The organism is Dellaglioa sp. CoH-57-MRSF-19 (assembly GCF_056781975.1).
Map to the genome: position 1 here is coordinate 1 of NZ_JBXAXW010000251.1, position 283 is coordinate 283.

Annotated in this window: 1 protein-coding gene; it reads right to left on the reverse strand. The window is 59.4% G+C overall.

Going from position 1 to position 283, the window contains the following annotated elements; translation table 11 throughout:
- On the reverse strand, positions 1-283 hold a 283-nt coding region (locus tag AC1RO3_RS09130; protein WP_481764103.1), incomplete at both ends, for a hypothetical protein.

Consider the following 283-nt stretch of genomic DNA (forward strand, 5'->3'; position numbering starts at 1 on the left):
CCGTCTGCGCGGATACCGGCCTGCGTGTAGCGCTCTTCGTACTCGATGACCTGCTCAATCGGAATCGAGCGCGGAATGTAATAGGGCTTTCCGTTCGGGCCGATCGAAATCAGATGCTCGTTGACGCGCGCATTCTCCACGTGGTGATGTGCCAGCGTGTGAGCGATCTTCGAAATGGGGAAGGCCGCGACCGGAGTCGTGCCGCGCTCACCAAAACCTGCGTGCATCCATTGATGCAGCATCGGATAGATGTCGATCTCACGCAGCGCGCTCCACTCTGTGG